The 2,837-nt window shown below is 43.2% G+C and carries 2 protein-coding genes; both read left to right on the forward strand.

Features of this window, described 5'->3' with window-relative positions:
• Nucleotides 1-846: FecR domain-containing protein (locus tag B4K20_RS05350; RefSeq protein ID WP_289282155.1), on the forward strand; the 846-nt coding region annotated here is incomplete at its 5' end.
• A gap of 76 nt (nt 847-922) precedes the next feature.
• Nucleotides 923-2,837: TonB-dependent siderophore receptor (locus tag B4K20_RS05355; RefSeq protein WP_289282156.1), on the forward strand; the 1,915-nt coding region annotated here is incomplete at its 3' end.

Consider the following 2,837-nt stretch of genomic DNA (forward strand, 5'->3'; position numbering starts at 1 on the left):
GATCCTCAGCATCAGTTAGCTTGGTCAAGAATTGAACAAGTCAATCATGGACTTAATACCTTACCTACGCCATTATCACGCGCTATTACGGAAAAAACGCTGTTCAAAACAGATAAAAGTCGGCGACATGTCTTACGCTCGCTGGTCGGCATAGCGGTTATGAGTGGTGGCAGCTGGGTTTATTTTAAGAATGAGACTTTCTTACTCCCGTTACTGGCTGATTACCGGACTGGAATTGGTGAAACCCGTTCGGTGACACTCTCAGATGGTACCCAAGTGGACATGAATGCCAATAGTGCCTTTTCTATTGCGTATTCAGAAAACCAACGACACCTGACCTTAATCAGCGGTGACATTATGATCACGACCGCGAAAGATACCAGACCTTTTTTATTGAAAACGGACTGGGCTGATCTCAAGCCAGTAGGCACGCGTTTTTATGTCAGGCAGCGAGACAACACGGCATTGTTGGCTGTTTATGAAGGTGCTGTCGATTTTATCCGGGGAAACCATCTGCCACTATTAAGAGTGAAGGCAGGGCAACAGATCAGCTTTAATGCCACTGAGCTGGGAAGCGTTATGTCCGCACAGGAAAGCATGCTCGCTTGGCAACAATATATGCTAGTGGCTGATAACATGCCTCTAGCTGAGATAGTGACTCAGTTACAAAATTATCATCATGGCTGGCTACGCTGTGACCCTTCAATAGCAGACCGTCGGGTGTCTGGTACTTACCCTCTAAGTAATATAGATCAAGTTCTAAAAGCTTTAGCGGCAACACTTCAGATTGAGTTGGTCTATAGAACACGCTATTGGATTACACTCAAACCACAGCAGAAAATTTAAATTTTTTGGTCTGTTTTTCATTCTCACGTGACACAACAAATAGATACCTATTTGTTAATGGAAAGTGAGGACTCTCATGTTCAATAAACCCGCTTTATTAAGCGCAATGACGCTAACCACTGCTTTGCTCGCTACAGCTGGCGTGACCCTTTTATCCACCACACCTGTGCTGGCTGCGGAACAGACTTCGGCGCAGAGTGATAAAAAAATAAGCTTTAATGTTTCGGCAGGTGATTTGGCCACGGCTCTGAATCAGTTTGGACGACAAGCTGGCATATTACTCAGCTTTTCACCTGAACTTACGGCAGCTTATAAAACCTCAGGACTGAAAGGTAACTATCCGATTAATGAGGGACTGCAAACCTTATTGCGAGGTACGCCTTTGTCCGTCGTTCAACAATCAGAAACCAGTTATCGGCTGACTAAAAGCAATGATAAATCAGCCGATTTACCCGTCGTGACTGTCACTGGACAGCAAACTTCATTTTCAGCGTATGACCCGATAGAAAGTTACAATGCGGAGAGGAGCGCTAGTGCGACAAAAACGAATGCATCCATTTTTGATACCCCACAGTCCATCTCGGTGGTCACACAGAAGCAGTTAGTTAATCGCGGTGTGAAAACCGTGACACAAGCCTTGCAATATATGCCAAGCTTGAGTGATCCATTTGGTTATGACACGCGTTACGACTGGTTTAGCTTGCGTGGGTTTGATGCTAAATCGCAGGTATATCGTGATGGTCTTTTAATACCAACGAGTACCTATGGCTTACCGAGAGCAGATAGCTACGCACTGGAGCGGGTTGAAGTCATTCGTGGCCCGAGTTCTGTCACTTATGGGCAAGCGCAACCGGGTGGTTTGGTGAACTTAGTTAGCAAGCGACCTACAGAAGACACCTTACGTGAGTTACGTCTATCAGCCGGCAGCGATGACTTTTTTGAGTTAGCAGGGGATTTTAGTGGCAAGGTTGATGATGAAGGTAAGCTTCTTTATCGACTGGCCTTTGTCGGAAATGATGCCAATTCTGAAGTCGATTATAACGATGCTAAACGTAAGATGGTGGTACCATCATTAACTTGGAATATCAGTGATGCCACACAATTAACCGTATTGGCTGTTGAGCAGCACGATGAGCAAATTTATAGCTTTAATAGCCATTTCTCACCAGCATTATTGAAAACATTTAGTGATTTTAATGGTGGAGCGAAGGTGTACGACCGTGAATTTGGTTTTTTCGATGGCGAGGAAGATTTTAATAATTTTGATCGCGATTATCGATCGGTCGGGTATGAGTTTTCGCATGCATTTAATGACACTTGGTCATTCAGACAAAACACACGTTATGACGAAGTCGATTTGGATTTCAAAGCGCTTAGTATCAGTCAAAATGTATTTGCAACCGACTTAACAAGAGGAATACAGGGAAGAGAGGCATCCCGTAAGAAGGAAGAGTTAAATGCTTTTGCTGTAGATAATCAGTTATTAGCTCATTTTGATAGTGGAAAGCTAACTCATGACATACTGATTGGTCTTGATTGGCGTTATTCCGATAAAACAGAAAAGAACTTCACTGGAACAGCCTCAGCCATTAATTACTTAAACCCAGTGTATGGCTCAACTGTTGGTAATTTGTCTCTTAGTAGCGATAAGGATATCTATTCACGTCAAACGGGGATTTATATTCAAGATCAACTCGCTTATAAAAACTGGCGATTACTGATCGGTGGGCGATATGACTGGGTCAAGAATGATGTTGATGTAAATTTCCCAAACAATGCAAATGATGCAGATAAGTCTGCGGAAGATTTTTCGGGGCGGGTTGGTCTGGTATATAAATTTGATAATGGTCTTTCACCTTATGTCAGTTATAGCGAATCATTTAACTTAGTAGCCAGCACTGATGCGGAAGGTAATTTATTTGACCCAGAAAAAGCCAAGCAGTATGAAGTGGGCGTGAAGTATGAACCCCAAAATATGGATGGTTTTATTA

The sequence above is a fragment of the Methylophaga sp. UBA5088 genome (genome assembly GCF_002414625.1).
GTDB classification, from domain to species: Bacteria; Pseudomonadota; Gammaproteobacteria; order Nitrosococcales; family Methylophagaceae; genus Methylophaga; species Methylophaga marina.